At 38.1% G+C, this 25,947-nt stretch carries 22 protein-coding genes and 1 pseudogene; 5 read left to right on the forward strand and 18 right to left on the reverse strand.

Annotated features, from left to right (window positions below; translation table 11 throughout):
• Nucleotides 1-101 precede the first annotated feature (101 nt).
• Together EVU92_RS19590 and EVU92_RS19595 are read left to right on the forward strand one after the other, a co-directional pair.
• Nucleotides 102-3,041, forward strand: coding sequence for a TonB-dependent receptor (locus tag EVU92_RS19590; RefSeq protein ID WP_130052828.1), 2,940 nt, complete (start codon nucleotides 102-104; stop codon nucleotides 3,039-3,041).
• Nucleotides 3,042-3,236: 195 nt separating this feature from the next.
• The gene (locus EVU92_RS19595) at nucleotides 3,237-4,829 is read left to right on the forward strand and encodes a carboxylesterase family protein (protein WP_130052829.1); all 1,593 of its coding nucleotides are present in this window, start codon (nucleotides 3,237-3,239) and stop codon (nucleotides 4,827-4,829) included.
• 39 nt (nucleotides 4,830-4,868) lie between these two features.
• Here the strand turns inward: EVU92_RS19595 and EVU92_RS19600 are convergent, their stop codons facing one another.
• From EVU92_RS19600 to EVU92_RS19610, 3 genes are all read right to left on the reverse strand, one after another.
• On the reverse strand, nucleotides 4,869-5,588 hold the full coding sequence (locus EVU92_RS19600; protein WP_130052830.1) for a Sir2 family NAD-dependent protein deacetylase: 720 nt from the start codon (nucleotides 5,586-5,588) through the stop codon (nucleotides 4,869-4,871).
• Complete coding sequence (locus tag EVU92_RS19605) at nucleotides 5,585-6,607, reverse strand: kelch repeat-containing protein (RefSeq protein ID WP_130052831.1); 1,023 nt, start codon at nucleotides 6,605-6,607, stop codon at nucleotides 5,585-5,587. Before EVU92_RS19605 ends, EVU92_RS19600 begins: the two co-directional genes overlap by 4 nt.
• A gap of 68 nt (nucleotides 6,608-6,675) precedes the next feature.
• Nucleotides 6,676-7,305: an NAD(P)-dependent oxidoreductase gene (locus tag EVU92_RS19610; protein WP_130052832.1), complete on the reverse strand. Its 630-nt coding sequence runs from the start codon at nucleotides 7,303-7,305 to the stop codon at nucleotides 6,676-6,678.
• Between the two features lie 102 nt (nucleotides 7,306-7,407).
• On the opposite strand from EVU92_RS19610, the gene EVU92_RS19615 reads away from it, so the two are divergent.
• Both EVU92_RS19615 and EVU92_RS19620 read left to right on the forward strand, forming a co-directional pair.
• Nucleotides 7,408-8,292 (forward strand): LysR family transcriptional regulator, encoded by an 885-nt coding sequence (locus tag EVU92_RS19615; protein ID WP_130052833.1) that lies wholly within the window; start codon nucleotides 7,408-7,410, stop codon nucleotides 8,290-8,292.
• 45 nt (nucleotides 8,293-8,337) lie between these two features.
• Nucleotides 8,338-8,589, forward strand: a complete 252-nt coding sequence (locus tag EVU92_RS19620) for a TIGR03643 family protein (protein ID WP_130052834.1) — start codon at nucleotides 8,338-8,340, stop codon at nucleotides 8,587-8,589.
• A 2-nt stretch (nucleotides 8,590-8,591) separates the two neighbouring features.
• Here EVU92_RS19620 and EVU92_RS19625 read toward each other — a convergent pair whose 3' ends face one another.
• From EVU92_RS19625 to EVU92_RS19635, 4 genes and pseudogenes are all read right to left on the reverse strand, one after another.
• Nucleotides 8,592-9,599 (reverse strand): PAS domain-containing methyl-accepting chemotaxis protein, encoded by a 1,008-nt coding sequence (locus tag EVU92_RS19625; protein ID WP_168990045.1) that lies wholly within the window; start codon nucleotides 9,597-9,599, stop codon nucleotides 8,592-8,594.
• A gap of 289 nt (nucleotides 9,600-9,888) precedes the next feature.
• On the reverse strand, nucleotides 9,889-10,449 hold the full coding sequence (locus tag EVU92_RS21805) for a methyl-accepting chemotaxis protein (RefSeq protein ID WP_256854168.1): 561 nt from the start codon (nucleotides 10,447-10,449) through the stop codon (nucleotides 9,889-9,891).
• Nucleotides 10,429-11,208 (reverse strand): annotated as a pseudogene (locus EVU92_RS21810) (PAS domain-containing protein); the annotation flags it as partial. The pseudogene EVU92_RS21810 and the gene EVU92_RS21805, both read right to left, overlap by 21 nt.
• A gap of 108 nt (nucleotides 11,209-11,316) precedes the next feature.
• Nucleotides 11,317-11,571, reverse strand: a complete 255-nt coding sequence (locus EVU92_RS19635; protein ID WP_054562570.1) for a YfhL family 4Fe-4S dicluster ferredoxin — start codon at nucleotides 11,569-11,571, stop codon at nucleotides 11,317-11,319.
• Between the two features lie 373 nt (nucleotides 11,572-11,944).
• Here EVU92_RS19635 and EVU92_RS19640 point away from each other — a divergent pair, with 373 nt between their 5' ends.
• Complete coding sequence (locus EVU92_RS19640) at nucleotides 11,945-12,307, forward strand: hypothetical protein (RefSeq protein WP_130052836.1); 363 nt, start codon at nucleotides 11,945-11,947, stop codon at nucleotides 12,305-12,307.
• A gap of 69 nt (nucleotides 12,308-12,376) precedes the next feature.
• Here the strand turns inward: EVU92_RS19640 and EVU92_RS19645 are convergent, their stop codons facing one another.
• The 11 genes from EVU92_RS19645 to EVU92_RS19695 form a co-directional block, all read right to left on the reverse strand.
• Nucleotides 12,377-13,480: a cell division FtsZ family protein gene (locus EVU92_RS19645; protein WP_239977577.1), complete on the reverse strand. Its 1,104-nt coding sequence runs from the start codon at nucleotides 13,478-13,480 to the stop codon at nucleotides 12,377-12,379.
• 62 nt (nucleotides 13,481-13,542) lie between these two features.
• On the reverse strand, nucleotides 13,543-14,517 hold the full coding sequence (locus EVU92_RS19650; protein ID WP_239977578.1) for a WYL domain-containing protein: 975 nt from the start codon (nucleotides 14,515-14,517) through the stop codon (nucleotides 13,543-13,545).
• A gap of 27 nt (nucleotides 14,518-14,544) precedes the next feature.
• Nucleotides 14,545-15,312, reverse strand: a complete 768-nt coding sequence (locus EVU92_RS19655) for an HNH endonuclease signature motif containing protein (RefSeq protein ID WP_130052837.1) — start codon at nucleotides 15,310-15,312, stop codon at nucleotides 14,545-14,547.
• A gap of 166 nt (nucleotides 15,313-15,478) precedes the next feature.
• Complete coding sequence (locus EVU92_RS19660) at nucleotides 15,479-15,931, reverse strand: hypothetical protein (protein WP_130052838.1); 453 nt, start codon at nucleotides 15,929-15,931, stop codon at nucleotides 15,479-15,481.
• Nucleotides 15,928-19,605, reverse strand: a complete 3,678-nt coding sequence (locus EVU92_RS19665) for a reverse transcriptase domain-containing protein (protein ID WP_130052839.1) — start codon at nucleotides 19,603-19,605, stop codon at nucleotides 15,928-15,930. The genes EVU92_RS19660 and EVU92_RS19665 overlap by 4 nt, the downstream gene beginning before the upstream one ends.
• A 453-nt stretch (nucleotides 19,606-20,058) precedes the next feature.
• On the reverse strand, nucleotides 20,059-21,366 hold the full coding sequence (locus tag EVU92_RS19670) for a DUF4145 domain-containing protein (protein ID WP_130053037.1): 1,308 nt from the start codon (nucleotides 21,364-21,366) through the stop codon (nucleotides 20,059-20,061).
• The gene (locus EVU92_RS19675; RefSeq protein ID WP_130052840.1) at nucleotides 21,363-22,331 is read right to left on the reverse strand and encodes a viperin family antiviral radical SAM protein; all 969 of its coding nucleotides are present in this window, start codon (nucleotides 22,329-22,331) and stop codon (nucleotides 21,363-21,365) included. The genes EVU92_RS19670 and EVU92_RS19675 overlap by 4 nt, the downstream gene beginning before the upstream one ends.
• Nucleotides 22,332-22,935: 604 nt before the next feature.
• Nucleotides 22,936-23,541 (reverse strand): deoxynucleoside kinase, encoded by a 606-nt coding sequence (locus EVU92_RS19680; RefSeq protein ID WP_130052841.1) that lies wholly within the window; start codon nucleotides 23,539-23,541, stop codon nucleotides 22,936-22,938.
• Nucleotides 23,542-23,631: 90 nt separating this feature from the next.
• Nucleotides 23,632-24,303, reverse strand: coding sequence for a hypothetical protein (locus tag EVU92_RS19685; protein WP_058584556.1), 672 nt, complete (start codon nucleotides 24,301-24,303; stop codon nucleotides 23,632-23,634).
• A complete protein-coding gene (locus EVU92_RS19690; RefSeq protein ID WP_130052842.1) occupies nucleotides 24,293-24,721 on the reverse strand; it encodes a hypothetical protein in 429 nt (142 codons plus the stop codon). Before EVU92_RS19690 ends, EVU92_RS19685 begins: the two co-directional genes overlap by 11 nt.
• Nucleotides 24,714-25,568 (reverse strand): hypothetical protein, encoded by an 855-nt coding sequence (locus EVU92_RS19695; RefSeq protein WP_130052843.1) that lies wholly within the window; start codon nucleotides 25,566-25,568, stop codon nucleotides 24,714-24,716. Before EVU92_RS19695 ends, EVU92_RS19690 begins: the two co-directional genes overlap by 8 nt.
• Nucleotides 25,569-25,947 lie beyond the last annotated feature (379 nt).

Consider the following 25,947-nt stretch of genomic DNA (forward strand, 5'->3'; position numbering starts at 1 on the left):
AAATCTAATGTTAATTAATAACACGCACACAGTCAATACGTGTTACAAATTAACAGAAAATAATAATTACCCTAAAATAAACAGGATGAGGAACGTTAAAAATGAAATCTCAAACCCGTCGCCAACATAAACTGAGTCGCAGTATCACGGCTAATGCCGTTGCTGCTGTTATTTGCGGTTATACCAGCTTCAATGCGATTGCTGCAGATCAAAACTCTTTAACAAATGAAGAAATCGAAACCATTGAAGTCCGAGGTATTGCAGCCAGTAACAAGCAAGATATAAATAACAAACGCTTTAGTACTGGTGTAATGGATTCAATCACCGCTGAAGACATTGGTAAATTACCCGATGTAACGATCGCAGATACTTTACAACGTATTCCAGGTATTCAAATTCGTCGCTCGGCGGGGGAAGGTTCAACCATCAATGTTCGCGGTATGCCGCAAGTGACAACGCTGTTAAATGGCGAACAGTTTTTAAGTGCAGGTTCAATTACCACGTTACAACCTGACTTTACCGACGTACCGGCAGCGCTACTCTCGGGTATTGATGTACTTAAATCACCTCAAGCAGATACGCTAGCAGGCGGTATCTCTGGCACTCTAGATCTAAAAACACGCAGACCATTCGATTTAGAGCAAGGTACTACCTTCTCATTCACTGGAGAGGCCACTCGTGGCAGCCTATCAGAAGAAACTGATCCAAAAGTGGTTGCTTTTGCGGGTTATAACAACGATGACTTTGGGATTATTTTTACTGCTGCTTACGATGAAGGCACGCTTGCTAACTACCGAAACGGTACAATTTTGACATCAAGCGAAGTTAAAGATGAGACTACTCGCGATTTTAACGGTGACGGTGATCTAAATGACAGTTTCTACAGCCAACGATTTTATGGTGTGATGCACCGTGAAACGGAGAGAGAACGTTTAGGCTTAAACACCACAGTTCAATATCGAATTTCAGACGCAGTGACATTTACCGGTGATATTTTTTATACCAACATGGATGATGCTGATAGAAAACAAGGCATGATGATCGACAATGCTCGTGGCGATATTTGGGCGTATTCAGATAGCTTCATTCCTCGCTTAGATAATGACCAAGGTGGTCAAATATATACAGTAAATGATGCAACATTCTTGGCTCGTCGGGTAAGTGCTTATTCAGAGAGCTTAACGAATGATCGCGAATCAACTAACGTAAGTATGCAATTTGAATATCAAGGTGATGGCCCACTTTCAGGCGAGTTTCGATATATTCATGGTAGTGCTGAACGAGGTCATACTGAGAATGTTGCCCACGGTTATTTAACCTCAGGCGCACAACATGGTTTGCTGAAAAATGATGGTACAGGCGCGACACCTGTAAATCCTAACGGTGTTGGTCCTGATTCTGTTGCGGTTGATTTTTCTCGTGGAGGTGAGTACATCACCCTTGGTTTTGAAGAAGGCTTTGGAAGTGATATCAATCAATACAACCTAGTATCTACATATTCAGAAAATAACTTTGAAGAAGAAGCGACACTTGATGTAGCACGTATCGATGGTCGTTACGAATTTTCAACAGAGCATCTAACTAACGTTGATTTTGGTATTCGAGCATCAAAACGCGATGTTGAGCGAGAAACTTATATTCTTGTAGCACCATTTACAACTGGCGACATAAGCGCAGACGTTATGTGGAAAGATTCAGGTGCCTCATTAGGTGACACCAATGGTGATGGCGAAAAAAGTGTTGCAGGTGGTGACTTAACCCTTGGCCATACTAACTTCTTTAGTGATTTACCTGATGGCTGGGTAAACCAAGTTAGTAATTTTGGCCCCGGTGGCTCTAATCAAAGCTTTTACTTAATTGATCCAAAAGTCATGGACGATCCTATGGCTTTCCAAAATGCTATTTATCCAGGTAATAAACGTTTAGCAAATCCATCTCGTACATACCAAGTAAAAGAGCAAACTCAATCAGCTTATTTTAAATTCAACTTTGCTGGTGAGCTTGGTGATATGAGCTATACAGCTAATATTGGTGCTCAATACATTAAAACGGAACTCGACATGCTACAAAACCAACTAGGTTCAGCGCGTCCATGTTCACTGTGTACTGCTAGCGAGAAAACGGGTGAAAAATGGCTAAATCGTGATTACTCTGATTTCTTACCATCGATGAACTTTAACTTAAACCTGACTGAGGATTTCATTTTACGTGCTGGTTACGGCAAAACAATGACAACGTTAGACATTGGTAAACTCGCAGGGGGTATCAGTGTTGGACGTACTCGCGCTGGTGATGTTCTTGCCGCTGAACTTGGAGTAAGTCCTGATTTACTAGTTGCGGTTCAAGGTCGTCAAAATGGTAATCCAGATCTTGAGCCTTGGCGCGCTACAAACTATAACTTATCAGCCGAATGGTATTTCAATGAAAGTGGTTTATTAAGTATCTCTGCGTTCTTAATGGATATTGAGTCTTTTGTTGAAAATGGCACCGTAATGATGGGCTTACCTGATATTGACGGTGTAATTCGTCGTGAAGTACCTGTTACTACCGAAATCAATGGTGAAGGTGGTGAAATTAAAGGCTTCGAATTAACGTATCAACAAGCATTTGATTTCTTACCAGAGCCATTTGATGGTTTAGGTACATCACTTAACTTTACTTACGCACCAAGTGATAGCGCTAACGTTGATGTGTATGGCAAAAGCTTACCAATCCAAGACAACTCAGAAAAATCAGCAAATGCTGTACTGTGGTATGAAAAAGGCCCATTACAACTTCGTTTAGCAGCAAATTATCGTAGCGACCGCTTAGATAGCTTAAGCTCAGTAATGGGTGATGGTGTGATGCCATTTTGGACTAAAAGTACCTTGTATTACGACTTATATGCTGGCTATGAGTTAGCTGAAGATACCAGTATCTATACATCTGTCAGTAATTTAACCGAGGAAAAAGAAGATATTTACGCACAGTGGTCAGATAATGTGATCACTCAAAATATCTTTGAGCGCCGTATTACACTAGGTATTCGTACACGCTTCTAAGGTTAATCTAATTTGGCTCACTTCTGCCCAAGTGATAAAAGGTCTGTTTGGCCTTTTTAATGAACAACGCATCGCGTGGTTTAGCCAAATACTAAAACCAGCATAGCCTCCCCTTGTAGCTATGCTGGTTTTTTCGTTGTTACTATCTGAAAATGTTAATATTATAAGCCTTATCCAAATAGCCTAGGCTTTGTTATGACATCGCGTATTCTAAAATCGATTTTTTACTCATCTTTACTATTAGGCTCTGCCGTATTTTTGCAAGGCTGCCAAGAACAGCCTCAATCTGATCATATTGCTGTGACTGGTGGGCTCATCCAAGGACAACAGCAAGGGCGTTTTATTACTTATAAAGGTATTCCGTATGCTGCAGCTCCTGTGGGAGACTTACGCTGGCGAGCACCACAGCCAGTGCCAAAATGGCAAGGTGTTAAAGTACTTAACGATTACGCGCCTGACTGTATGCAAAAGCCATTTGCAGCAGATGCTGCGCCGCTTACAACAACGCCCTCGGAAGACTGCCTTTATTTAAATGTATTTACACCGACTAAGCACAGTGATACTCAATACCCTGTTGTAGTATGGATCCACGGTGGTGGCTTTGTAAATGGGGGTGCATCGCCCGCGGTTTACTCAGGTGAGAACTTTGCTAAACAAGGGGTTATATTTGTTAGCTTTAATTATCGACTAGGCCGATTTGGCTTTTTTGCACACCCTGCACTTACTCGTTTTGAGAATGACGCATTAGGTAACTACGCATTAATGGATCAAATTGCGGCACTTGAGTGGGTGAAACAAAATATAGCTCAATTTGGTGGTGATGCTTCAAAAGTGACACTCATGGGTGAATCTGCAGGTGGTGCATCGGTTCATGCCATGATGCAAACTCCTGCTGCAAATGGCTTATTCCAACAAGCGGTTATTATGTCAGCTGGCGGGCGAGAGCTATTTAAGCAATTGCCACTTAATAGTGACGAGGACACAGTCTTAAGCGCTGAAAAAATTGGCAAAAACTTTGCCAAGCAACACACCATTTTAGGCAGTGATGAAAATGCCCTTGCAGCGCTAAGGGAATTATCTGCTGAAGAAGTGATTGATAATCTAAACTTGAGCACATTGAACCGACAAATCAATGATGATTCAACTTACGTTGGCGGGCCAATTATTGATGGCACCATTATCAATGCCACGACTGAAGCGCGCTTGAACAAAGGTACATTTAGCCATGTTGCAACAATGGTTGGCACAACAGATATGGACTTAGGCTTTGCAAATTTTGCTTCAAAAGAAGCACTATTCGCAAGCTTTGCCCCTCACAGCACACAAGCCAAAATGACTTACGATGCAAATGGCGACACTCCGTTACCGTTACTCAATTATCAAGTTGGTCAAGATGCTTTAATGCAAGAGCCAGCAAGGTTCGTTGCAAAACGTGTGACAGATATGGGTAATGATGCCTTTCTATATCGTTTTGGTTATGTAGCGCAAACTTTAGATAAACCCGGTGCAGAGCACGCCAGCGAAATTCCGTACTTTTTTAACACTGTGGCAGCTAAATATGGGCATGTGGCCACTGAGCAAGATAAGCAAGCTGCTAAAATAATGCACCGTTATGTCACTAATTTTATTAAATTAGGCACACCAAATGGCCCAGGCTTACCGACATGGCAAGCATATAAAAATGATGAATCTTTTATACTGCAAATGAATAAGTCGGGGACTGCAGAATTTTTACCAGATCCCTTACAAGCGCGGTTAAACATCACAGCAACAAAAGCTGAACAGTAGTAATAATTAAATAAGGTGCTTAATAAAAGCGCCTTATTTTTACCCTTGCTGCTGAACATACTCAAGCGCAGTCATCTTGTGGTATGTCACATTCGGATGAAATACGTGAGTAGGATCAGGGTCAACAACTTCAATCGGTATGCCTTGACTGCGTGCAATATCGAGTGCCATTTGCGTAATATTAACGCTAAAAGAAGTGCCTATAAAGACGATTTTATCGGCATCGAGCATACGCTGTTGCGCCTGTGAAATACGATAAAGTTCAGTGTAGTATTCATCAAATAACAACACGTAAGGCTTAAACGATTCGTTAATCATCGGGCTTTCATTATTGATATTAAACACCTCAAGCAACGAGCTGTGTAGGTTGTCTTCGTTGACCTTTTCCCACGGCGCATTAAAAGCCATCACATCGTCACCTTGATGGTGAAACAGTGTCATTTGATCTAAACGACCATGAATAGCAATAAAATCAGTGTTACCAGCTTTGCCATCAAGACCATCGATATTTTGCGTAATGAGATTTTTATCACTCAACCAATGATGTACCTCATTGGGACCGTGATGGCGATACGTTGCAAAGCGATGATAATACCAAGCTAAAAATTCTCGTGGATTAGTTTCGTACATAGCACGTGTTGCCATTTCCATTGGCGTGTAATTTTTGCTACCAATGGTCCAAAAGCCATCTTCGCCACGAAAGGTCGGTATACCGCTAGCGGCACTCACTCCCGCCCCAGTAATATAGAGTATATTCATAAAGATAACTTTACCTTGTAACCAAGTGCATCGGCCGTCACTTGTTGATTATTGTCCATACCACCAAGACGATACAAACTTCCTTGGTGCTCTAATAAACCTCGGTGATCCATGCTCGCAGTATCGGCTTTTGGCATCACTTGCCACGTGTTTTTATCAATATCAAAGCGCCAAACATGATCACTCGCTAGCGCTGGTTTGCCATCGTACCCCATACCATTATAGTTATATGGATTATCAGAGCCGCCCATCATATAGATGTCACCATTAAAACTGGTTGCAGCCATACGGTAATGTGCAACCCCTGTTGGATGTGGCACGGTACGCCAATCTATTTTTAAAGGATTATCAGCATCAATAGTGCCTTTTAAGCACTGTGCAACTGCAGCAAAAGAACGACGTTTATAAGCATTTGCCTGTGTTTTTACACCATCACACACTAAAATAGTATTACCACTGATCGCAGCCGCTTGGCCAAACACCGGTTGACCTAAAAATGGCGAAGCCTGTTGCCAAGTATCTGTTTGCGTATCATAAACTTGTACTAGGTTAACATTCCCATCATTATGCCAACCACTGACTAAATAGATATAACGCTGCTGGTATGAGAGCGCCACACTGTCATCCACAGGCACGGGCATATTGGCAAGTTGCGTATATGAATTAGAGAGCACATCATAGCGATATACATCAGGTGAAGAGATTTCTTGATGCTCTGCACTCACCGTATAACCACCAAATACATAGGCATGTTTACCAACGCCCACTGCAGTACTCGCCAAGCGACCAGTAAGTGGCAATGTACTCGGCACTGCTTTAGCCGCTTGCCATGCGTTATCGCCAACTTTGAGTACCCACACTTTATTGTGAACATCGGTATGTGCTTTGCCTGAGCTCAAGCCCATAAAACTTAAGAAGTAGGCTTGTTCATCAATAACAACTTTCGCTACAGCGTTGTTAGCGACGGCTTCAGGTAAGGCGGGAATGGTTGCAAGTGCAATAGAAAATAACAGGCTCATAAATTAAATAAATAGCTAAACACATCGCTAAAGAATACCATTTTATGAGCCTGAAAAAAGGCTCGCTATTAGTAAGCAATACTAATACGTTGATTTAAATGTGCCGCCGACTTCGCTTCATCAAGCATCGCTTTAGCATAATCAGTAACTGATATTTTGCTTTCGCCGTTTGCATCAGTAAAGAAGCTATCGCCACCGACACGGTATGGGCCTTCTGAATTACCAGGGTAAATAACCGCTGCGGGTGATACAAACGTCCATAGTGTATCTGTTGTTGATGCTCTAAATACATCAAGCGCCTCGCCTTGAGCAATTGCTTCTGCTTTGTATTCAGCAGGAAAGTCAGGACTTGATACAAGGGTTACACCGGGTGCGACTTCTAAGCTACCTGCACCGCCCACCCATAAAATGCGTGTGCCAGTACCTGCAAGCGCGTTTAGTAATTGCTTTGCTGTGTTTGCAACAATGTCATGGTTACCTAAAGCACGACCACCAATTGCAGCAATAACAACATCACTACCTGCAGCTGCAATTGCGATATCGTCTTTTGTTAAATCAAATTCAGTTACAGTGATGTTTTCTTGAGTTACTTTACTTGCGTCTCTTACTAATGCATTGACTTGATGACCACGTGCGAGTGCTTCTGATGTAATGTGGCTGCCAATCCAACCTGTTGTGCCAATAACTGCTAATTTCATGAGGAATGCTCCGTTGTTTGTTTCAATGATTGCAGTTTACTTGTTCACTAATTACTGATAAATACACTATATAGACACACATTGTTTCATATTAAGATACCAATGGATAAACTCAATTCTATTACTAGCTTTGTCGAAGTTGCCCGTACAGGCAGCTTTACTCAAGCTGCTGAGCATTTAGGTTTAAGCCGATTACAAGTTTCTAGGCATATTCAAGATATTGAAAAATGGCTAAATTTAAGGTTATTTCATCGCACAACACGCAAAGTGAGTTTAACCCTTCAAGGCGAAGAAGCCCTTAGCTATTGCCAGCAAATATTGAACCAAGTGTCTGATTTACAAAGCCGAGCACACAGCCATAACAACGAATTGGTAGGTACCATTAGAGTTGCCTCACCCATTGGGCTTGGACAACATAAGCTGTTTGATGCCATTGAAGAGTTCACCAAACGCCATCCACAGACTCGATTTGAACTTTTACTTTCGGATAGTTTATCGCAGCTTGTTGATGACCGCGTTGATATAGCCTTGCGTTACATCCACCAGCCCGATGAAGGCCTCATTGCACGCAAGCTAATGTATATCGCAACCGCAGTGTGTGCATCTAACGATTATTTATTAGCAAATCAAACGATTAATGAGCCAAGTGACTTAACAGCACACAATTGCCTTATTCATAACAAACAGAATGTTTGGCAATTTCAACGCGACGACAACACACAAAAAGTGACTGTTAAGGGCAACATAGTTGCCAACGATGTGGGCGTACTTCTAAAAGCTGCCAAACAAGGAATGGGGGTTGCTCATCTGCCTTGCGATCTCGCCAATGACTATTTGACATCAGGTGAGCTTGTTAAAGTACTGCCAGAGCATACAACTACGGGCTCTCACTTATGGGCGGTGTATTTGTCGCGTAACTTCCAACAAAATGTGGTGAGAGCGTTCATCGACTTTTTAGCAGAGCACTGGCAACAGGATATCTTATAATCTAAATCTGCTGCAGGTACGTATAAGCAACAAAAAGGAGTCGTAATGCAGCACCTAGAACATGAAATATCTCGTATCATCGAAATGGCATGGGAAGACAGAACCCCGTTTGAAGCAATCAACCAGCAATTTGGCTTAAATGAAAAAAGCGTAATCGCATTAATGCGTGAGCAGTTAACAAGCTCTAGTTTTAAACTTTGGCGAAAACGCGCGGCGGGCCGACAAACCAAACACTTAAAATTACGCCACCCTGATATATCTCGTGGTTATTGCAAAACACAGTATAAGCATAGATAAATTCACTTTATCTTTTGTGAAAACTGACCAACAGCTAAACTGCGACCTCGTGCCGCCGCACGAGCCGCTTCAACTGCAGCATTAAGTGCTAGTCCGTTTGTTTGATCTGCAATACTACTAATACTTCGTACAATGGCAGTCATTTGTTGAGATTGCTTATCGAGCTCAGTCATTTCAGCTGCTGCTTGTTTTATTTGTCTTGCTAAATCATTCATCACGCGGACCATTTCATCTAAACCTGTAGCATCTTGCTGCGCTGCATTATCGTTTTCAGCTGATATATTGTAAGCATTATCAACCGTTTGAAGCTCAGCTAATTCTCGATTTACTTGCTTACTGAGCACAGTAGCAAACTTAACGACTTTATAGAGCACGCCTTGCTCATTAAAAACAGGGTTATAGGTCGCTTCTAACCAAACTGGTTTTCCTAATTTATCTACACGTTTAAATCGTGTCGAAATAAAGAGGCCTTTTTTTAATTTAAGCCAAAACTCGGCATAATCTGTTGAATTAGCTTCAGCTGGTTCACAAAACATGCGGTGATGCTTACCGATAACTTCGTTCTTCGTATAACCAACACCAGCTAAAAATTGATCATTCACTTTTAAAACATAGCCATCTAAATCAAACTCAATGACCGCCATAGAGCGATTTATCGCTTGAACTAAGTCTTTATTTTCTCGCGATGTTTCAATTGTGCGAGTTAGTACACTGGCGTGAAGTGAAAACTTTTCAAAGCCTCGTTGCTTGCTCACAATCGGATGGAAAAATGCTCTTAACCAAACTTGTTGATCCTGTAAATTTAAAAGCTGTACGGCCCCAACCCAGGCTGATTTGTCTAAAATAGCTCGTTTTAAATGAAGGTAATGCCTTGTGGTTTTGGCATTATTAGGCACCAAATCAAGAATAGGTTTTCCTATTAGCTGTATTTCTGTATAACCAAGTTCAGCTAATACTTGTGTATTAGCAAATGTTATACGACCTTCCTTATCTAATTCCAGTGTAAACATTCTATTATCTAATGTATCTATGACTTGAGATACACTAAACAATTCATCCTCTAACTGAGCTATCCTTTTTTTCAATGGCTGGGTAAAAAACATAAAGCATCCCACCTTAAATACTTAAATCATCACAGAGTAGCTTGATAAGGACTACTTAATCTGTACCGTTCGATGATTTTAGCGTAAAAAAGTTGGGTAAATATCAACTTTCAAGACAATAGGAAGTTTCTTGAGGGAAAATAAGAAATGATTTAATTAAATAGCATTAAAAAAGCCTAGCTGTGTAGGCTTTTTGTCAGTGGTTAAGTTGGTTAGCGAATTGTCCAACCGCATCTACAACTTGTTGAGCGCCACGTTGTATATCCTCCATCATTTGACCTGACTCATTTGATAATGAAACACCTTGCTCGGCTTTTACCTTTCCTTGCTCTATAACCTTAACTGTATTTTGTGTAAGAGACTGATTATCGTTAACTACTTCAACAATTTCTTCTGTGGCTTTTGAAGTTCTCGATGCAAGCTGTCGAACTTCGTCAGCAACCACAGCAAAGCCTCTACCTTGCTCACCCGCTCGGGCAGCTTCGATCGCGGCATTGAGTGCCAGCAAATTTGTTTGCTCTGCAATACTACTAATACTTTGCACAATAGCAGCAATTTGTTGTGACTGTTTATCAAGCGCAGAAATTTCTTGTGCGGCTTGTTCCATCTGCTGAGCTAATTCATTCATCACCGTCATGGTGTTTTGTAACACCTCAGCCCCTTGTTGAGCCAGTTTATCAGTTTCTGTTGATGTGCCATATGCAATTTCGGCAGCTTGGGAGATTGCATTCTCACGATTAACTTGCTCAGTGATCACGGTTGCAAACTTCATTACTTTATAAAGCTCACCGAAATCATTAGAAATTGGGTTATATGAAGCTTCAAGCCAAACTTCATTGCCATGACGATCAACACGTTTAAAGCGATCAACAACAAACTCACCGCGCCTTAAACGCTGCCAAAACTTTTCGTACTCAGCAGATTCTGTAAGTTCTGGCTCACAAAACATGCGATGATGCTTACCGACAATCTCTTCTTTTTTATAACCCATACTCTCTAAAAACGGTTCATTTGCGTTAATAACCTTGCCTTCAAGGTCAAACTCTATAACCGCCATAGAACGATAAATAGCATTAATAGTGTCGCGCTGTTCACGAGAGGTAGAAATTGCATCAGTAAGTACAGTGCCGTAAATAGCAAAGTAATTAAGCTCCCCTTGCTCTGTGTGAACAGGATGAGCAATTAATCGCAGCCACTCAAGTTTGCCGTCATAACGGGTTATTTGTAAGTGCCCAACTCCATGCTGTTGATTTTCAATGGCGTTTTTTAAATCTTTAAACTGGTCAGTATTTTGACATTGTTCAGTAATAATATCCTGAAAGGGCGAGTCAATTAGCTGGCTTTGCGAGTAACCTAATTCATCTAAGAAGTTCTGGTTAATATAGGCCATTGTGCCATCAGCACGTAGTCTAAGCACCAGCATCTCTTCATCAATGCCTGAAGTAAGATCTTTTAACGGATAAAGTTCCGCCTTTAACGCATCAATTTCAGCCTGTAATGATTTGCTAAACCACATAAAACGCCCTGATTTCTTATTAACGTGTTGTTGTTCATAAAATTGTAGAACAATTAACACGGGGCGCCACTTTAAAATAAGTAAAAAGAATTAAGAAAAGTGATTTAACTAAGAAGCTTGAGAGGTCAATTTAACGTATTTCTCTGCCAGTTCATCTAACGTTTCGCGATGATTTGGATCTGGCTTAATACAATCGATAGGACACACACTCACGCAAGTAGGGTTATCGTAATGCCCAACACACTCGGTGCATTTGTTAGGGTCGATTTGATATATCTTCGCGCCCATATAGATAGCCTCATTCGGACACTCAGGATCACACATATCACAGTTAATACATTTGTTATTGATGAGTAATGCCATGACAAACCTTTAAGCACGCTGATGGAGTATTGCCTTTAAAAGCTAATCTAGATTTCAAAAAGCAGCGAAAATTGCAGCCGAGTAATATAGATTGCTGCGAATGAAGTTTCTTTGATCTAGATCAAGTTTAATAGTAGTTAAGATTCTCTAATCCGATATTACAGGACTAATGCACTGAGACTATCTATCTAACTAAGTTATGTGATGAGATAAGTGAGAGGTTTTATAACATCTAGAATTTGCTTACTCATACCAGTGGCGATAACAAGCGCCATATAAAAAGTAGAATTTTCTCGTAGAAAGAGGCAATGAAAAGGGTTCTAAATTGGACTAAACCGAGTAATGTCGGGAAAAATAAATTTAGGAGTCCTTCATGAATAGCAACGTTGGCATCTTTTGGTTTGCTGAAAACACATTAGTCTTTAAAGCTCAAAGTGCTATCGACTTAAAGCCAGATCAACTTGGATTTATTGATAGCACGCTGCAACACCAAGTTGAGTGGGAAGATAATAATATTTATCAATTGTTTGGTTTAATGCTAGACAACACTGACTACCACAACTTTCCCAGAGGTAGAGTTGTTTTTAATGCTGAGCAAAATACCTCTTACGTTTATTTAGACAAAAGCTTGTTTAAAAAGCATATAGTTAAAGAGATAAAAGCTAATTTTTCTTTACTAGATACAAATGTCAGGTTTTTTACTGATCCTCATTACAATTGCTTTGGTAGTATTTAGAACAAATAAAATACTACCAAATAACTGAGTAAAGATACGCAGAGCTAAATTGGTGGCACACCTATGAAACTACTTACCAGAGGGGGCTGGTGATTGACTGCGTATAAAAGCCGGTATATCAAAAATATCACTTTGACTAGATACAACAGCTTTAGCTTTTGTTGTTTGCTCTACTTTAGGTATTGTTTCATCTATGTTTTTGGCATGAATTAACTGACTTTTTGCACCAGTGGCTATGATGAGTATTTCAAAGTTATTCGCCAAACTCGTAATTTTAGAGGCACCACAAATAACCACCGCGTTAGGGCTAACTTGATGACGTACAGTATCCATTATGGTGTTGTAACTGCCTAATGAGATCTCATCAACACAATTGATTTGTACAATAACACCTGTACTTGTGCTCATATCAACACTGCTAACCAGAGGGTTACTCAGGGCTTGCGTAAGAGCCATTTGTAAATCGCTTTCATCTGCACACTTTCCAACCCCCAATACAGCATCGCCTTGGGCGTCCATTACTCTTTGAAAGTCACGCAGATCTACGTTAATTAATCCCTGATAACACAGCATATCGATGAGTGAGGTAATTAAAGAATGTAAAATTTGATTACTGTGCTTAAAGGCATCAAATAAGCCAATGTCATTGCCAAGCACCTCAATAAGTTGATCATTTGGTAAAGTGACAACAGCATTAGCGAACTGCTTTAATTCATCAAGCCCTTGCTCAGCTACTTTTCGCCTAAAATCCCCCTCACTGGTAAAGGGTAAAGTAGCAATACAGATTACGGGCTTATTTAGATCTTTGGCTAACTTAGCTATGTACGGACTAGCTCCTGTACCAGTGCCACCTCCTAAGCCAGTTGCGCATAAGAGAATATCGCAGCTTTCGATAAGCGTTAATAATTGCTCTTCACTTTCTTGTGCGGCGAGTAACCCTATTGCTGGGTCCGCGCCAGCGCCATAGCCGTTTGTAAGCTCAGCACCTATCAACACAAAGTCATCACTTTGAGAGTGCTCTAATACAACCTTATCAGTATTTACGCAGTAAAACTTAGTTTGCGGGTTTTGAACCTCATTAAAAATAGTATTGACGGTATTACAACCGCAGCCACCAATACCAAAAACGCCAATAGACAAGCCATCTAAATTCTCAACTAACTCAAACATCATTGCTCCTCATTTTTTTAAAGAGCATAACAACAAGGTGCGTCAATTTTTGACGCAACTAAAAGTCACAAGTTATAAGTGTTTGAAGCCTCATTTAGTTTTTTAATGATTCTGCTGCGTACAGCTTGAGGCTCTATTACCTCGAGCCAATGTGATGCTCTAAACAATTCATTTGTTAATTGCTCTGTGTCCTGAGCATTGAATGTAAGCAGTGATGTTTTAGCATCTAATCTTTTCTGCTCTATTAACTCACCAAATTGCACAAACCCTTGATTCAATGAAGACTGAGACGGCACTTTGATAATCAAGTTAATACTCTCTTGACGCTTTCCTTTATTAATCGCAGATCTTAATGAGCTTAACTGCTCTAAATTTGGTTCACGTCGTATTTTTTGTAGTACCTTCACATTACGAATACGATAAACCGGCATCTGATAGCACTTGTCATGCAGCGTCCCTACCATAAACTGCGCCATGAGAATTCCGTTGTCTTCTTCAAGACCATAGATGCTAAGTTCAGGAAAAGCTAACCAGTGTGCCTGATCATATAAAACGCGATAGATCTCAGCACTAACTAAACGATTATGTTTTATTGCATGCTCAATTTGTTCAACAACCTTGCTGTCGACATTCACCTTAATCGTTCTATTACTTTTTAGGTTTAACCACTCAGGTTTTATGCCATTTAGTCGCTGTAACGCAATATCAGCTTTAGCATGAATTGCTTGTTTAATATCTATAGGAATATTCTGTGGCAGAAGCTGCTCAAGCAGTAAGTAATGCTGAGCAAGCTCAGTACTGAGTATCGGGGAGTTTCCTCGCCACTCTTTACTAATAGACCATGCATAAGGTTTTGTTCGCGTATCTTTTTCAAGGCCAAAACAGCCTTGATCGTATAAAGACTGAAGATCGCGTTGCAACATGCGTGTAGAGAGGTCAATTCCTTGGTTAGATAGCTTAACTTTCAATTTGATAATTGTTATTCTTTGCGGTGTGAAAGGAATCAAACTTAAAAGCAAATTTTGTCGCCAAGATGACATTAGTTTAATCCCTATATACAATTAATATCATCCGAAATGTTCTTCCCTATGACAATTTGGGCATAAAGCAATCGTATTTTCAACTGTATCGTCTCCTCCATTTGCAAGTTTAATTTTATGATGAACCTCTAAGTAAGGAGTACCATCTTTTCGTCTAATGAAAGGTGCAGGTTGATTGCAACCTTGACACACACCATTTGCTCTAATTAAAGCTTCAGCTACAACATCAGGGTTTCTTTTAAAAAAAGTCGTAGTGACTGTTAACTTTTCAGGTTTTTTTGAGGACTTTCTCAACCGCTCTTCTCTAGCTTCTTTACTAGAGTTAAGCGCTTCCTTCACTTGCTCATCAAAGTCATCTAAATGCTCTTGCAACTGATTTTTTTTGGGAAGTAAGCTTTTTAGTATTGAAATGACTTCATTATCAAGAGGACGTTGAAAAGAGTAATTTTGCTTGCAGAAGTGCCTTTGAAAATTACTTCTACGTTTATCACCCGTTGCCTTTGGTAGTAATTTACTTAACTCCTGTTCATCTAATTGAATTAAATTATCTAAATTTGATAGATCTCTTAGTTCAACTCTATAACGAAGCTTACCCACTTTAGTATCTTGTATTTTTACTATTTCATACAAACCACAAAGCTCATAAAAACTCTTATTTAAATTTTGAATAATGAATACAAAATCACCTACCTTTACTTTTTTTAAAGTTTTTTCGCCAGAAACACCATAGCCTTTTTTAAAATCAAAATTGTCTTTATTTTTAGGACCATGATAGGCATAAAAATAGTTTCGCATGTTCAAGTTCTCCTTGTCTCACAATACCATTATATAAACTTGACTTTATTATCTAAGGTAATTGAATTTTTAATTTATACTTATGAAATATTAAAAAACTGTACTTCTTCTCTAAGTTTAAAAAACATTAAAAGGAAAATATATCCCCCACCAAGTAGTTTTATTTTTAAATTTTCATTTCTCGTATAATTTCCTCTAAATTTTCATGCCAATGATTGCTAGCCGCTGTACTTGATTTTACTAAGTGAGTTTTATGCTTCTCGAGCTGTGATTTAATTACGGCAATCCACTTTTCATCATTTGGTTTGGCTTCTAATACTTGTTCAAAAGCAAATAACATACTTGAGAAGAACCACAAATATTTCGCGTATTCTGGATCATTTTTTGATTTAGCGACATACTCACCACTCGCTAATTCAGGGTGAGCGATACATAATGCTAAATACTGCTGATAAATTCCATGTGCTTGTGCTGAAGCCGAAGTATTACGCCCTACCTGAACTTGCCAGAAAGCAATAATCAAAGCCCCTATTGCCACAAATAAACTAGTAATTGGAACCCAATTTTTCCAAGTTTCAATATTTAATAAAACGGCAAAACCTGTTTCAAAACATGTCATCTGTTTACTCCTGCTGGTTTAGTTTTAACGGCTCTATATTTTTTTATTTTTCTTGTGAAAGCTGCTAAATCAATGTCAGCAGTACTAATTGATATTTGTTTGCTTCCATGAGCATGAGAGATTAAACGATCATAACGTTCTTTATAAGGTGCTTGTATCGTTGATCCTCCAAACTCACCAATATTAGAAATAACTATATGTTGATACATATGATATTGAAGAGCAGCAGCCATATTATCGAAGGTGTTTACATCTTGGTTATGAGCAACCACTACAAATAAATCTGTAGTATTTCTTAAATCCGCGGCTAGCTTTATATCTGTCGCGTCATAACAAATAGCCCCACTAATTCTGAAAGGCCCTTCATCATACCCATGTAATTCTAAAATGTGCTGACAAGGCCTATAACCAATAATCCCAAGAGCAAGCTCATCCTGAGTCATGTTTTCTTTACCTTGATCTCTGATCACCCATTGCCTTCCACTTTCTCTATAATCAGGTATAAACCACCTAGCTACATTGACTAACTTTCCTTCATGATTAGTAAATACCAATCCGGCAAAAATAATAGCACCAGTTGTATCAGCAAGTCGTTTAATGAGATCTTGATCATCAATATGTACAGCTACTTCTGCAAAAACAATTAAGTCAGCAAACGGTTTAGTTTTTTCACCTTGAGCTTGTGCTTTACTTTCTAAAGTTTTTAACGTTAGTTTACAAACCGAAGATAAGTGCTCACGGTGCTTAGTCCTATAGACTGGATTATTAAGTTCAGGATCGGAAACACTAAAGTCCGACGACATAGGCAAAAGCTGCTGAACTGTTGCAACCCTTAGGTAGTTACGTTTGCTAGGTCTTGCAACTCTCGTTGGTAATGCGGGTAAAGAAGAAGAGTTACAAATAAGACTATTTAAATAACTCAACCTTTTTTTTAGGCAAAATTCAAATGTTTCTAAGCACTCTATAGAGCGTACATCTAAATCACTCACAAATGTTGATTCGAAGCCTGGCCATTGTAGGCAACGAATTAATAAGTCTGAAAACCAGTCTGTTACTTTAGAATATTCCCCAGTTAAAGTCTCAGGCGAATGCATCATGCCCATGCGCCTTTTGAACCAACTTGTTTTCACACCTTTATAAGCGACGATATCACCTTGCTTCCAGCGGTTAGTTGTAAAGTCTGCACTACCAATTACAGAGGCCCTTAATATAATACCTATCCAATAAATGACTTTTTTACTTTCGCTGCTTTTCTCAATCCATTCTGGAAACTCATATCGAGGGTCCTTAAATGATACACTCCCTTTTCGCTTAGATTCAGCAACCTTAACTGACGGTCTCCACAACTCAGACCATCTTGTAACCGCATCCAATTTAATTTCTATTTCAGCCGGTGTGGCACCCAGTATAGGTGTATTTCCAAAGCTCTTTTGTTGAGTTGCTTTTAATAAACTTAATGCTAACTTTATTAACGCATGCTCAAACTCAAACCCATTTGAGTCAGAATGAATAACCTTGGATAAAAGCTGCTTTTTAGCTCTAGGCTGAGCACTTGATTGAGGGGCTGCCCAATCAAATTTCTTAGTAAGCGCATGAAGAGTTTTTCTTTTTTTAAGCTGTTTCCATATCGCATTCCAAAAGAGGCCGCCTCTCTTTGCGAAAACGTCCAACGCCTTGGCTTTATTTACATCGTCAAAATCACACATTGACTTAATCAGAGAAGCAGCATAAATATCAAACTTTCCCGTCATTTGTGCTGAGATTTCATATAAAGCGCAGTGTTCATACTTAAACTTTGATTGAGCGCCAGCTAAAATAATGTGCAACTCATTCTGGAGAGTCGAATTCGACTTTTCTTTGATAACTGGTTTATTAGTAGCTGCAAGTAACATTAATGCTTGTCTTTCAACAAATTTAGAACTTTTATTAGCGCTTGCAATAACTGCTAATGCATAGTTAGCAATCAAATCAATCACAGAGTTTGGTTTAATTGAACTTGGGTAGATTGACTTCTGAAATGTCAATATAAAATCAAGTCCACATCTAAATATGTCTGCTAGCAAATAATCCATCATTTGCGCTGTAATAGTGTCATTTATTTTTGCGCTATTCGCATAACTACTACGAGAAAAAATAGCCTCAACTACTGGCTCAAATAAATCAGCTTCTGGGTGAATTTCCATTGCCTTTCTCAACACTAATGCAAGCGAAGGATCTTTCATCCAAGCTGTAATCAACTTTTTAGCTAACAGTTCTTCTCCACTACCAGCGTTACTGATTCTGCGTTTATTTCTTACAATGCTTTCTAACCTATTTGCTGCAAATCGCTTTAATGTATCTGGTCGAATATCATGATCGTAATTAGCAATTTGTAACAACGCAGAGTCATTGTGAGAACTTTTTAAAGGAGGTAAATCTATATCTTCAATATCTAAAAAGCTCTCTAAAAGACCTGAAACTGAATCTAAAACATCACGATCAGCTGGTCCACTGAGCTCTCCTTGAGCCATTTCAATCCGATTCGACATACTGCCACTATCGTCTAAATCTGAAAAAAGAGTCACCTTTGTTTTATCATTATTCAGTTTAAGATCAGCGCCACCATGCTTTTTCAAAAGATTATTTATATTTCTATTTAAAGCACGCCTTATAGAGCCTACAGATAGATTTTTTGCACTTATAACTAAACGTAAATCATCCACATAGCGACAATAATCATGGACAAAAATCGAGCTTTGAGGGCTTAGTTTCCTACCGATTAATTCACCTACCTTTTCATCAAATTCGATTAAAAATGCATTGGCAAAAAAACCGGCAGATACCAACCCCTGCGGTAAACCTTGCTCAACATTGCCTAGCTTTAAATCGGCAGCTAGTTTTAAATCGTGCTTTTCCCACTTCCAATCTGAAATACGGTTAAACGCTTCCCAAAATCTTGTGCACTCTGGGTTACCAAATTTTTTAGATATTCTTTTTAATCTAACTATTAATAAATCTCTACAAATTGTGTTGTAGAACTTTGATAAATCCAAATTAACAACGTAAACCTCCTCCGAAGAAGAGGCTTGATTTAAAACACTTCTTCCTAACTCCATTGGTCTTTTTAAGAAGTTTTGATAATCAGTAAAAAACTTTCTGTATGTATCGCTATTTCCCCAACGAAACCAAGCTTGATCTTTGCTTTTCCAATCACATACCAGTCTATTACCGTAGCTATACACCTTATTACTTCTTGCTTGTGCAAAACTCTGATTTTTATCGCTGCAATTACCTTGCTCTGATTCAACCGCATCAGCCAGGCACAACATAGCAGCACTAGCCCATGTTTGATCTCTAATCGACATGTGAGCCAATGGCCTTATAGGTGGGTTTTCTTCTCGTTTATCAATACTTTTAGGATGCCAACCATCTTGATCAATAACCCATGTTTCACTTTTTGCAGCAGGTACCATCTCTAAAGGTTTAAGCTTGTTTCTAATAATCTGCCTTTTCCATTCGCTTACATTGTCCTCAATATTTAAGGCAGATACATCTAACTCCAATGTATCTGCATACCAGTTAAATGCACGAATGTAATTATGTGTTTTTTTCCAAGCTTGAGTGAGCACGACTTCATCAGCAAGATATTCAATCGTTGGTTTTAAAGTACGGTATTTTGGGTTAATTAGTTTCATGGCATCCCTGCATAGTTTTAATTAATATTATTTTCAAAAGTAGAATTATTGAAACTTATTAGTTTAAGAAAAGAACTGTCTGGCTCAGTTTTTTTGTAATATAAAGCTATAGCTATTTAAAGTGAAAATTGACCTCACGTCTCGCAATTTCACTTCTTGGTGAATTTGGTCATATCATTCCAACCTACTTTTTTAACCGCAGGCATAATGAATTTAGATATGATATCTGTTTCGATGAGCTTTCTTTTATCCATAACTTAACGCGTCCCTAAATACTACACTACAAGCCAACAAGGCTTTGCGTACAACTCTTTGATTTAAAGTGTTTCATACTATTTAGTGATGCTATATAAAATATGCTGGATTAGCAAAAATAAAAGGTAAAACTAAAAACGAGAGACACTGTCCCTCGCTTTAATTTAAGGTAAACCTTTTGAGACATACCTCGATTATTTATTTTCCGCAGCAATTTTTATACTTTGCATTAGAGTCGCACGAACAAAGTTCATTTCGCCCTAATTTAGGAGTTTTAGTACAAGACCTTTGTGGCCCTATTTTTACTTTGGCACCTTTGATTTCATCTAGTAAACCAGAAAATAGCTCTCTTATTTTTAAGTACTTTTCATCAAGGTACAAAGCTGCATCAAAGTTTCCAGTAGCGATTGCTTGGCATAGATATTGTTGAGCTAGTTTGTCATCTTTTGGAACTAACTCTCCTTTGTAATAGATTTTACCTAATTCAAACATTGATTTATTACAGCCTCGCATTGCTGCTGTTTGAAAACTCTCAACAGCTTTATCACCGTTAACAAGGCAAGCTTTGCCTGAAGAATATAAAACACCTAACTTTTGAAAAAGAAAGACTGTGTCTTCAGCTTTTTTATGGGTAAGGTATTTATGTGCTTTTTTATAGTCTTCACTCAGGTAATGACACCACCCCAAATAAGCGTAAGCAGCGTAAAATCCCCTTTTTGCTAATGCGCTTAGTAATATTGTTATCTCAGTAATTTGAAGGTTATCTACTTTATGATTGAGACATAAAAGAGCATATTTAAATAGAATTTGATGGCTTTGCTGAGCAATACTGACTTGTTTATCATCAGAGCTAATAACATCGGTTATCGTTTTTTTTGAGCAAAGTTGAAAAGCACTTTTATAAGACTCAGCTGCAAAAGCATACATACTCTGTGCTCGCGCAGTGAAAGATTTATCATCAAAGTCTTCGCTTTCAAAAACTTCGCCCATTTTTTCGTAAAAATCACCTAAGCTTAAATACTCTTTATAGTCACAAGACATTAAACAGTTAAACCATAAATCTTTATGTTCTTGGCCTCCCACATTTATTAACTCGTATTTTGGTATACATTTACCAAGCCCAAAGCTCAAGTAAGCACTCTCCAGCAAGTTTAAAACTTGTGTTCTTGAAACTAACGCCTTACTAACCAATATCTCTTTACTTAACTCCTTATTATGTACTCCATCATTTGTTAACTCCCTAACACCATGAAATAGCTCTCTATCAGCTCCGTGAATTGCGTTGATTTCTGCTAGTTCGTTTATTTGCTCCCATAAGTTTTTACTATTAAATTCATAACTATGGCGTTGAGCATAAAGTAAACATAAGTTCTCAAGTATCCTGCGAAATTTAAACAAACTAACATCAGGGCTTACATTCACCAGTAATAGTGCATTTTTGTAATCTGACGCAATGGACTCTTTGAACAATGCTGCGAATTGCTCATCATTATTTACAAAGCTCATGCTAATACTCCCTGTTTTAAGGCAATGTTATTTTGTTTATTCTTGTGCTGATACTCACTATTACTAATGAGGCTAATTGTATTATCCTTTTTATATCGGCTAGCAAACGTCTCCCAGTTTATCTGGCAGACCTCTAATGCTTTCTCTACCCCTACATCTAATATTAAATCACCATAAATATATCCATTTTGAGTTGAACTATTTTGATAAAAACGCCCTTGAGGGTTAATCATCAAATAAGAAGTTGTCATCGCTTCATTATCTTCTGCCACCATGACTTCTTTTAATGAAGCGTGGCGGTTTACAAAAACAGTAAACTGCTCATCAGAAATTAATAAGTTGTCATTTAATACAGGTAGTACTTGGAAAACTTTCCATTTTTCAGGTTTTATTTCTGCTATTAGCTGCTCGAATGACTCTTGGTAATTAAGGCTATTAACAACGGTGTTTATTTTTATTGTGATGGATGGGTTAACTTTACGAAGATGTTTAACAGCTTTAATTAAATCGTGAGTACCAAAAGACTTATCTTTGCGATCTATTCGACCAATATCTTCACGTGTAGTCATATATTGGCTGTCAAAACTTATCCCGATCATTGAAAACATAGCGCCATAATTGTTTATGAAAGAGTTTGTTAGGTAATGGCCATTAGTAATTAAAGATAAATTAAAGCCAAGTGACTTTGCCTTCATAATCAATTGTGCAAATCGCTTTTTGAGTATTAAAGGCTCGCCACCTGCAAAGTTAATACGCACTGTTTTATAAGGGAAAACCGCTTTTACTTGCTTGCTATTAACATCAAAAAAGTAACAGGCTAACTTTTCAAGCATTAACTCTGCGCTATTATCATTTGCATGTAATTCGTTGGGGCGGTCCCACTTTGCATAGCAAAATTTGCATGAATAATTACATACTTCTGTAACGTGATAATTTATTACCAACTCATCAATCGTCTTATTCATATGAACCTCCTAATACAAGGTTCAATAACGCTGTTTTCACAGCCGCATCTGCTGATGAAAGTTCATTGGTTTCACTGAGTAATGAAAAAAGAATTAAATGATACATAATTTACTCCTAATATCACCGCGGACTGCGGTGACTTCAGGAGGAAGTATCGAACTGTGAAATTCACAAAAAAGGGAAACAACAAATTATTTAAAATTAAACCTGCAAAACCATTTCAATCATTAATATGATGATTGTCACGCGACCATTTAGCTAGATAAGTTGTTAATACAATACACCCATCGAGCATTGAGAAACGATATCAGCTTTACTTATTGCCGAGTGGGATGAGGATACATTTAGTGGATGATTAACTTGAAAGAGGGCGGTCTAACTTCAATCACTATTAAAGGTCACGATAAAAGTGATAAGTGTTTAATCAAGTCTGGGCTGGTAAGCTTCACGATTCATTTACAGCCGTTCAGAAGAACTTAATTGCCGTATAGTTGATTGGGAATACAATTTCTACTCTACTTGTTTGCTGCCAAAAAATATGGCATTGCTGTCAAAAGGGAAATGATTCATGTACTCACTTCCCCCTTAATTGATAAACTATTTTTAGATGCGGCTACTAGATAGGGCACGCTCAACTTGAGCTTTCATTAGTTGGTAGTTTTCTTCAATCGAGCGACCATTTTTTTCGGATGTATCAATCTCGACTACTGGAACATTAAACCATTGAAAGATCTTTTTATAGGCTGTTTCTACACAATTATTTTGTGTAATAGCATCTCCATACCACTGAATACTGCCACATCTAGCCCCTATCCTACTATTTATTGTTTCCGCATCAGCCTTAACAAATATAATGACTTCTGGAAGAAGAATGTTTTGAGAGATATTAAGTGTATCAAAGATATTCTTAACGAGTTTTTCTCCAAGCATGATCGTCTGATACGCTAAAGTTGAAAAAATATACCTGTCGACTACGACATCCTGTGACTTTATTGCTCTGGAGACAGTATGACTTCTCAGAAAGTTATTAAGTAAAAAAAACAAAAAAGCACTCTCTTTCGACTCAAAAGAATCAATGATCTTTCTCAACTCCAGCGCTTCTTCCACTATAGCTGAATGAACAACAGCATTTTTTTCTTTTGCATATAAAGAACTTAGTGTAGTTTTTCCGCAGGCATCAAGCCCTTCAAAAACTATAAATCTTTTCATTAGAATCTCCTAATGTCACCGCATTGTGCGGTGACTTCAAGAGCAAGTATCAAACTGTGAAAGTCACAAAAAAGAAAAAGATTAAATATTTTAATATTTATTGAGCAACATACTATATTCTTCGTACTCTGCTTTTTTAGTGTTGTATAAATTTACTAGCCACTGACCGTGTTCGCTGATAAAAGCACCAGGATTATTAGAAATCAATTTACCTAAAGCCCCAAACTCTCCGTCAATAACAGCTTTTAGCGCTAAATCATATGGGCTCGATTGGTTATCAAGTTCTATAGAATTAGCAATCAACTCCATTGAACTATATTTACCATCACTAAATGGGTATGGAATTTCATCTTGTGACCAATCTATATTTTTATTTATTAAAAAAAGCCTTAAATCTCCGATTCGCCTATCTAGTGCTTGAAAGAGTAATTTTTTAGCCTTCCATTCCTTAGCAAATTGCTCAAAATTTTCAGAATTGACTTTTTCACCGTTTAACCACTTTACGACTAACTTTTTATCTTCAAAAAGCGTGTCTAAAATTACAAGGTTTCGTATAAATATGTGATTACCTGCTTTAATAGGCTTAGGTACATAGTCGACTGACTCAGATTTTATATCGGCCTCATCCAGTAGTTTGGCATTGAGATTTTTATCTTTAACGTAATAATTTAAACGACTTCTTAACCGCTCTGGTAACAAATTACGGTCAATTCCTAATGCCTGACAAGCAACAGCCGCAATACTTGTATTTTTACCAGCCATAAGTATTTCCGTAGCAACCGAGGCGCTGCTCAACAATTTCTACCGTAATGCTTCCTCTAGCGATATCAGTGTAATCAATGTTGTAAGTATCTGCTTTACACTCTTTGGCTAATTTATAAATAGCGCCAACACACATACCTGCCAGATTAGCTTCTTTTAAAGAGGTACTTAAAGAGCTTAATAGCGATGCTTTTTGCTCTAAAAACTCAGAGCAAGCTTCTTTCAAATTAATCCTATGTACAGATTTAAAACCAGTACATTGTCCAGCTAAATGAGCTTCAGTAAGCGATGTTGATAGTCTTTCTAGTAGAGAATGTTGCTGTTCTTTCTTTTCTTTGCAGGCGAGGTCAATATCTATTTTTGCTAAGCATGTAGTGCTAAAAGCCATAAGGGCAATAAAGATACTCCACTTAAACATTTGCACTCTCAACTCTTGTAATTGCCTGTTTATTTAACTCTTCAGTCGGCTCATCATCGAGTTTAAAGTTAATAACACAAGACAGAAATAAACCAATAATTATAAAATCATCAATCCAATATTTGTTGTAACTTAAGATAAAAACAAAAGGTATAACCCATAAGGTAATTACTTTTAGTAAAATATTTACAGAGTGAATGCCTAACAAGCTAACGCTAAAGCGAAAGGGAGTACTAGCGACTTGTTTGTATTTACTTACTAAGTGTGCGGAGCTTTTAATACTTTCAATCCAAAACCACCCCAGCAATAATTTTACAAACAAATTGCCCTGGGTCTTTTGTAAAATCAAAAGACTAATTCCTCCCAAAGTCAAAATAATAATTAACAACATTAAAAGGTGAAAAAGTGAATGTATCCAGCTACTCATTTTTAGCCGTTGCTCAAGTTGCTTAGTTCTTGAGAAAAAGTAGAATTTTGCAGGTGATTTATTAGGATTAAATTTTTCTAGTCCAGACAAGTACTCAAAAGCAACATGATACTTGGCTTTATAAGCCTCAAATCCATCGTCTGTAAACTGAAAATCTTCATTTTCGTCTAGTAGAGTATTTTTCTTATCTAAATACTCTAACGCTTCAAGAGCAGCTAATAAACTTTCATTCGTATTATCAGGCTCTGAGGGGAGCTCAAAGCTAATATCATTCTTAATAGATTCCAGATTTAATCGCCATTGCTTAACTAGCTCATGATTAGATGAGAGCTTATCTTGGCCATTACTTTCTGCTTGGTGATCTTTTTCATCGAGGTGTGTAGGGTCATTGCTACTTTCCATATTACTTACAATATCCATATTCAAACAACTGAAATAGATTACTTTTTAAATGTAAAAACTGCAATGTAAATATGCGTAAGATATTGAATTTATAAATGCTCGAGCATTAGTCTGAAAAACCGATCTCCAAGTTTTCTTTCGTAATAAATTAAAAAAGGAGTAGCACGTAGCACGTAGCACGCTACTCCTCCCCCCAAGCCTCGCCTTACATTCATATCTAGAGCGACCTTGATCCAGCAAAGCATAGAGTAGTGAGGAAACAAATCAAGACACGCGCCGTCTTTGGTGAATTATATGGCTTATGAAAAGCTAAGCACTTGTTATTTAATGAATTACCTTACTGACTTATAGTTTCATAATGTGAAACCAACTTTTATTGAGCATTTAATTTTTAAAA

The sequence above is a fragment of the Pseudoalteromonas sp. MEBiC 03485 genome (genome assembly GCF_004195145.1).
GTDB classification, from domain to species: Bacteria; Pseudomonadota; Gammaproteobacteria; order Enterobacterales; family Alteromonadaceae; genus Pseudoalteromonas; species Pseudoalteromonas apostichopi.

Bases quoted from the DNA above. Each gene is read 5' to 3' on its own strand.
- EVU92_RS19590 (WP_130052828.1), top strand. From the start codon at position 102: ATGAAATCTCAAACCCGTCGCCAACATAAACTGAGTCGCAGTATCACG.
- EVU92_RS19595 (WP_130052829.1), top strand. From the start codon at position 3,237: ATGACATCGCGTATTCTAAAATCGATTTTTTACTCATCTTTACTATTA.
- EVU92_RS19600 (WP_130052830.1), bottom strand. From the start codon at position 5,588: ATGAATATACTCTATATTACTGGGGCGGGAGTGAGTGCCGCTAGCGGT.
- EVU92_RS19605 (WP_130052831.1), bottom strand. From the start codon at position 6,607: ATGAGCCTGTTATTTTCTATTGCACTTGCAACCATTCCCGCCTTACCT.
- EVU92_RS19610 (WP_130052832.1), bottom strand. From the start codon at position 7,305: ATGAAATTAGCAGTTATTGGCACAACAGGTTGGATTGGCAGCCACATT.
- EVU92_RS19615 (WP_130052833.1), top strand. From the start codon at position 7,408: ATGGATAAACTCAATTCTATTACTAGCTTTGTCGAAGTTGCCCGTACA.
- EVU92_RS19620 (WP_130052834.1), top strand. From the start codon at position 8,338: ATGCAGCACCTAGAACATGAAATATCTCGTATCATCGAAATGGCATGG.
- EVU92_RS19625 (WP_168990045.1), bottom strand. From the start codon at position 9,599: ATGTTTACACTGGAATTAGATAAGGAAGGTCGTATAACATTTGCTAAT.
- EVU92_RS19635 (WP_054562570.1), bottom strand. From the start codon at position 11,571: ATGGCATTACTCATCAATAACAAATGTATTAACTGTGATATGTGTGAT.
- EVU92_RS19640 (WP_130052836.1), top strand. From the start codon at position 11,945: ATGAATAGCAACGTTGGCATCTTTTGGTTTGCTGAAAACACATTAGTC.
- EVU92_RS19645 (WP_239977577.1), bottom strand. From the start codon at position 13,480: ATGATGTTTGAGTTAGTTGAGAATTTAGATGGCTTGTCTATTGGCGTT.
- EVU92_RS19650 (WP_239977578.1), bottom strand. From the start codon at position 14,517: ATGTCATCTTGGCGACAAAATTTGCTTTTAAGTTTGATTCCTTTCACA.
- EVU92_RS19655 (WP_130052837.1), bottom strand. From the start codon at position 15,312: ATGCGAAACTATTTTTATGCCTATCATGGTCCTAAAAATAAAGACAAT.
- EVU92_RS19660 (WP_130052838.1), bottom strand. From the start codon at position 15,931: ATGACATGTTTTGAAACAGGTTTTGCCGTTTTATTAAATATTGAAACT.
- EVU92_RS19665 (WP_130052839.1), bottom strand. From the start codon at position 19,605: ATGAAACTAATTAACCCAAAATACCGTACTTTAAAACCAACGATTGAA.
- EVU92_RS19670 (WP_130053037.1), bottom strand. From the start codon at position 21,366: ATGAGCTTTGTAAATAATGATGAGCAATTCGCAGCATTGTTCAAAGAG.
- EVU92_RS19675 (WP_130052840.1), bottom strand. From the start codon at position 22,331: ATGAATAAGACGATTGATGAGTTGGTAATAAATTATCACGTTACAGAA.
- EVU92_RS19680 (WP_130052841.1), bottom strand. From the start codon at position 23,541: ATGAAAAGATTTATAGTTTTTGAAGGGCTTGATGCCTGCGGAAAAACT.
- EVU92_RS19685 (WP_058584556.1), bottom strand. From the start codon at position 24,303: ATGGCTGGTAAAAATACAAGTATTGCGGCTGTTGCTTGTCAGGCATTA.
- EVU92_RS19690 (WP_130052842.1), bottom strand. From the start codon at position 24,721: ATGTTTAAGTGGAGTATCTTTATTGCCCTTATGGCTTTTAGCACTACA.
- EVU92_RS19695 (WP_130052843.1), bottom strand. From the start codon at position 25,568: ATGGATATTGTAAGTAATATGGAAAGTAGCAATGACCCTACACACCTC.